This is a genomic window from Sphingomonas bacterium (assembly GCF_903644135.1).
Lineage (GTDB): Bacteria > Pseudomonadota > Alphaproteobacteria > Sphingomonadales > Sphingomonadaceae > Sphingomonas.
On the sequence record NZ_CAHJXA010000175.1, the window covers coordinates 1 to 5,891 of the forward strand.

The following is a 5,891-nucleotide window of genomic DNA, read 5'->3' on the forward strand; positions in this document are numbered from 1 at the left end:
GATCGCGGGAGCCGTGCCGGTGGGCGTTGCCGTGCTGAGGCACTGCACCGTCACCAGCGTGGCGGAGTAAGGGAAGCCGAGCTGACGCAAGCCGCCCCACTTGCTGTTCAGTAGGTTGGGCAGGTTGAGGATGTCGGCGAAGAGCGTGACGCGCGACTTGCCAACGAAGGTTGGGAATTCCTGCTCAAGATGAAGATCGATCCGCGTATTGGCACGGTTGCGGGCGATGTTCTTGGGCGCGATCACGCCGCGATACTTCTTGAGTACCGAACTGTTGACATAACCATCGAGGGCCGCTTGCGTCGCGGCGCTGTCATAGGACACGATCGGATCGTTCGGACCGGTCGGAACATACAGCAGATTGGTCGGGCTCGTCGTCCCCGTGGTCAGCACCGTGCCGAACACTGCCGACCGCGTCGTCACGTTGTCGAGCATCGTATAGCTGAACGGCCGGCCCGCCTTGGTATCGCCGAACAGCTGGATCCGCGTCTTGTAATCACGGTAAAACGCGTGATCGAAGCCGATGCTGTACTTGAACTCGTAGCGCGTCTGGTTGTCCGAGATACCATAGACGGCATTGTTGGGATCGGCGAAGCTCTGATAGCGATAGTTGGAGTTGATCGTCGACGAGGTGGCGTCGCCCACGTCGCGGACGTCCTGCGCCGAAATGCTACCGCCCAAGCTCAGGCCAAAGCCAAAATCCTTGCTGGCGCGGATGACGCCGACATGGCTGCGGCCCTTTGTCGAGTTCTTGACGATGATATCGTAATTGGTGTCCGCAAAGCCGGTGTAGGGATTGCCATAGCGAGGCCGGCCATCGGGCAGTACGCCGAGCTGTACCGAGCGCGCGTCGGTGAACACGACTCCGTCGATGTTCTTAGAGAAATAGTAATCTGCACCAAAGTCGATGCCGAAGAACTTATAATCCGCCGATAGCGTTGCCTTTAGCTCCCTAGGCAGGCGGAAGTTGGGGTCCAATGCACCGGTGTTCGTCCTGGGCAGAGTCGTGCTGCCGGTCACGTTGGTCGCGTAGGCGGTCACCAAGGGCGATACCGTCCCCGTCACGCCGTTCAGCGCGGCGTTGCAGACGGCGACGGGAACGCCGCCGGTGCAGGTGTTCGCGCCACTCGCCGACCGCGTGATGGTCACCGAGTTCGTGGTGATCGTGTTGGAGAAGCTGTTGGACAGGTAGATGTCCGGCGTCCCGCCGCCGAAGATGCCGGCACCGCCGCGCAGCCGCAGATGAGAGAACTTGCCATCGGGACGGAAGGAGAAGCTGGCACGCGGTTCGAACAACTCCAGACCCTTGTAGGTCTTGGTGTTAGTGAAGTTGTAGCGTGCATCAAAATACGGATTGTAAACCGGCGCTTCATTCTGAGCATAGATGCTCTCGCGTGCGCCATAAGTGACGGTCAGGTTCGGCGTGACCTGCCAGTCGTCCTGGAAGCCGAACGCAATTTGCGTGTAGCGGAAATCAGCCGCCGCGGGCGCCACCGGTGCCGCGTAGATCAGCTGGTTCGCGTTGCCCGCATTGTAATCCGCAAGGGAGTCGAAATACCAAGAACCAAGGCTGTTCTGGACGAAATTATTGTAGGTGTGGTTCTGCGTTACGTCGATCAGCAGCTTCACCTCGTGGTCGCCCGCATGATAGCGAGCAAGCAAGGAGCCCTCGACCGTGTCGAAGTTGAGCTGATTGGTCTGACGCGAATTGTCCGGTCCGAAGACCACCTTGGGAGAGCCGCTGGAACAACCGGTGACGGATTGCGCCGCCGCCGTCTGCACGGTGCTGAACGGCGTCGTAGCGAAAGTGGGATCGTCGCAGACGGTGAACTGGCCTGAATTGCGGCCGTTAAGCGGCTCCTGTCCGCGGACCGTCTTCCGATAGATGCCGCGGGCCTCCGTGGAGAAATTGTCAGTCCACTGTGAGTTCAGCTGGACGATGCCAGCGCGCAGCAACTCGGTTAACGCATAGGCGTTGGAGCTGAGACCATAGCTGGGACCAGTCGCTGAGGTCGAAGTGCCGTTCTGGCTGACCAGCGAGTCGTACGAGTTGACGTACGAAAGCGACAGCTTCTGCCCGTCTGTGATGTTGGCGTCGATCCGGCCGACAATCTTCTCGTCCTTACGTGGATTGACGACCAGCGTGTTGCCAGGAACGACCGTCGGATATTTCGCGGCGGTTATGCCATTGATATTGTCGATGATCCCTTGGTTCAGATTAGGGATCTGCCCGAGCAGCGTGCTGAACGGACGGGGGTCGACGTTCTTCTCCGCAGTTACCATGAAGAACAGGCGGTCCTTGATGATCGGGCCGTCGAGTTCCGCACCATAAGTTTTGGAATTGAACTTCGGATTGACGATGACGTTGCTGCCGATCTTATTGCCCGTCAGACCGTCGGTGTTTTCCGAGTAGAAGCCAGTGCCGTGAAACTTGTTGGTTCCAGACTTCAGGACGGCATCGATAACACCACCCTGAAAATTGCTCTGACGGAAGTCGTAGGGAGCGATCGAGAGCGAGACCTGCCCGATCGCATCGAAGGGAACGGGGCCGCGGTTGGTGGGGCTAGCATCCTGGTTCAAACCAAAGGTGTCGCCCACGGTTACACCGTTGATCGTGAACTTGTTATAGCGGGGATTGACGCCTGCGAACGACACCGCGCCGCCGCGATCGCCGGTGTTCGACAGGTCAAGCGTCGCGAACGGATCGCGTTTCTCGATATCGCGAATGTCGCGGTTGACCGAGGCGACCTTGCGGACATCCGACTGGGTCAGGATCGTTTGCGGACCATCGGAACGCGTGCCGGCACCGGCAACGCGCGACGCCGTGACGACGATGTCGCCGCCGGTGCCCGCACCCTCTGCAGTGTCGGCTAATTCGATCGGTAGTTCGTAGGTCTGCTGGACGACGGTGAAGATGTCGGTGATCGTCTTATTGCCGGTCGGCGAAGTCACCACGACCGTGTAGGGACCACCCGGGCGCAGACCGTTGAAGCTGAAGCTGCCGTCAGTGTTCGTGGTAGCCGTAGACCGCGTACCGGATTGGGTTTCGGTCGCCAGCACTGTTGCCCCTGCGACCGGGGTTCCTGCCGACGTCACAGTGCCGCGAATGGCGGCAGTCGTTTCCTGCGCCATTGCTCCTGTGGGAGCGATCATGGTGACCATCGCCGCACCGATAAACAGGTTGGTACGCATCAAATTTCCCCCTCGGGCGTTTTGCCCCAGATCCCACGAGCGACCTGCCCGTTCGCAACGTCGCCTGCCGGTCGATTATGGCGTCTGCGTGACAATGGCGAGTCGACTCCCGCGGGCACAACGACTCCCTTTTTGTGCGTTGCAAAAAAGCCACGGGATGCTTTGAGGACGGGCGCGCCTCAATCGGCGGCAGCAACCAACGCCGCCCAGCCGGCCTCGTCGATCACTTCGATCGCAAGGTCGGCGGCCTTTTTTAGCTTCGATCCCGCGCCCGGGCCGGCGACCACCAGGTCGGTTTTGGCCGACACCGAGCCCGACACGCGCGCGCCCAGCGCCTCCGCCTGCGCCTTGGCCTCGTCGCGGCTCATCGTCTCCAGCGCGCCGGTGAACACCACCGTCTTGCCCGACACGTCGGAGCGGCGGACGGCGTGCACGACGTCGCGCGGCGTCACTTCCGCCAGCAGGTCGTCGAACACCGCGCGGTTATGTTCCTCGGCGAAGAAGTCGAGCAGCGCGTCGGCGACCTCGGGACCGATCTGCGCGGTGTCGACCGCAGTGACCACCGCGCGCTGGCGGCGCAGCTCGTAGCGGCGGTCGGACTCGCCGATCGCCGGCACCGTCTCGGCACGCACCGCAAGCGCGGCGTCGATCATCGCCCGGAACGCGGCGAGTCCGACGAAGCGGCGCGCAAGGTCGCGGCCGGTGATCTCGCCGACATGGCGGATGCCGAGCGCGAACAGGAAGCGGTCTAGCGCAATGTCGCGTCGCGCCTCGATCGCGGCGAGCAGCTTGTCGACCACCAGTTCGCTCATCCGCTCGCGCGTGACCAGCGTCGCGCGGTGGCGGTGCAGGCGGAAGATGTCGGCCGGGGAGGCGACCAGGCCGTCGCGGAACAGGCCCTCGATCTGCTTGGTGCCGAGGCCTGTGATGTCGAAGGCGTGGCGCGAGACGAAGTGGATCAGCCGCTCGACGCGCTGGGCAGGGCAGATGAGGCCGCCAGTGCAGCGCACCACCACGCCACCTTCCTCGCGCGTCGCCAGCGATCCGCATTCGGGGCAGTGATCGGGAAAGGCAAACGCCGGCCGCTCGGCATAGCGGGTCAGGTTCTCGACGATCTGCGGGATCACGTCGCCGGCGCGCTGCAGCATCACGCGGTCGCCGGGGCGCACTCCCAGCCGCGCGATCTCATCGGCATTGTGCAGCGTCGCGTTGGTGACGACGACGCCGCCGACCGTCACCGGCTCCAGCCGCGCCACCGGCGTCAGCGCGCCGGTACGGCCGACTTGGATGTCGATTGCGTTCAGCGTCGTCTGCGCGCGCTCGGCCGGGAACTTGTGCGCCAGCGCCCAGCGTGGCGTGCGCCCGACGATGCCGAGCCGTGCCTGCCAATCGAGCCGGTCGATCTTGTAGACCACGCCGTCGATATCGAACGGCAGGTCGGCGCGGGTCGCCTCGATCGCGCGATACACGGCGAGTGCCTCGTCGATGGTGCCGGCGAAGGCGAAGCCGTCGGCGACCGGCAGGCCCCAGCCGCGCAGGACCGCGACCAAGCCGGTCTGGGTGTCGGCCGGCACTTCGCTCGCCTCGCCCCAGCCATGGGCGAGGAACCTCAACGGCCGGCTGGCGGTGACGGCGGCGTCCTTCTGGCGCAGCGAGCCGGCGGCGGCGTTGCGCGGGTTGGCGAACTGTCGCGCCTCCTTGCCGGCGGCTTCCGCCTCAACGAGCAGGCGGGCGTTGAGCGCGGTGAACGCGTCCTTGGCCATATAGACCTCGCCGCGCACCTCGAACACGACGGGCGCGGTGCCGGCCAGGCGCTGGGGGATGTCGGCGACGGTTTGCACATTCTCGGTCACGTCCTCGCCGATTGCGCCGTCGCCGCGGGTCAGCGCCTGCACCAGCGCGCCGCCTTCGTAGCGCAGCGAGCAGGACAGGCCGTCGATCTTGGGCTCGGCGGTGAGCGCCACCGGCTCGTCGTCGGCGAGCTTCAGGAAGCGCCGCACCCGCGCGACGAACTCGGCGGCCTCCTCGTCGGCAAAGGCGTTGTCGAGGCTGGTCATTGGCCGTGCGTGCGCCACCTTAGACAGATGGGCGGCGGGGGCGGCCCCGACCTGACGGCTGGGCGAGTCGGCGCGGGTCAGGTCGGGAAAGGCCGCCTCGATCGCGGCATTGCGGCGGACGAGCGCGTCGTAATCGGCGTCGCTGATCTCCGGCGCATCGTCCGTGTGGTACAGCCGGTTGTGCTGCGCGATGGTCTCGGCCAACGCCGCCAGCTCGGCCCTGGCGGCGTCCTCGGTGGCGGGCAGGAGGGACATGCTACGCCGTCTCCAGCAGCCGATCGGCCTGCGCCCGCGCCTCTGGCGTCACCGTCGCGCCCGACAGCATCCGCGCGATCTCCTCGCGGCGTTCGTCCTCGCCGAGCGGGCGGACACCGGTGCGGGTGACGAGGCCGTCATGGCTCTTGGCGATCAGCAGATGCGCCGCGCCGCGCGCTGCGACCTGCGGACTGTGCGTGACGACCAGCAGCTGCGCGCCGGTCGCCAGCCGCGCCAGCCGCTCGCCGATCGCGCTCGCCACCGCACCGCCGACGCCACGGTCGATCTCGTCGAAGATCAGCGTCGCCGCGCCGCCTTGTTCCGCCAACGCCACCTTGAGCGCCAGGATGAAGCGCGACAGCTCGCCGCCCGACGCGATCTTGGCGA

Annotated in this window: 2 protein-coding genes and 1 pseudogene; all 3 read right to left on the reverse strand. The window is 64.9% G+C overall.

The window, feature by feature from the left end:
- Nucleotides 1–3,192 (reverse strand): TonB-dependent receptor (locus HUU96_RS10015; protein ID WP_174292670.1); only part of this gene is annotated, 3,192 nt, incomplete at its 3' end.
- A 179-nt stretch (nt 3,193–3,371) separates the two neighbouring features.
- Nucleotides 3,372–5,504, reverse strand: a complete 2,133-nt coding sequence (gene ligA / locus HUU96_RS10020; protein WP_174292671.1) for an NAD-dependent DNA ligase LigA — start codon at nt 5,502–5,504, stop codon at nt 3,372–3,374.
- Between the two features lies 1 nt (nt 5,505).
- Nucleotides 5,506–5,891, reverse strand: a pseudogene (locus HUU96_RS10025) (AAA family ATPase); the annotation flags it as partial.

Bases quoted from the DNA above. Each gene is read 5' to 3' on its own strand.
- ligA (WP_174292671.1), bottom strand. From the start codon at position 5,504: ATGTCCCTCCTGCCCGCCACCGAGGACGCCGCCAGGGCCGAGCTGGCG.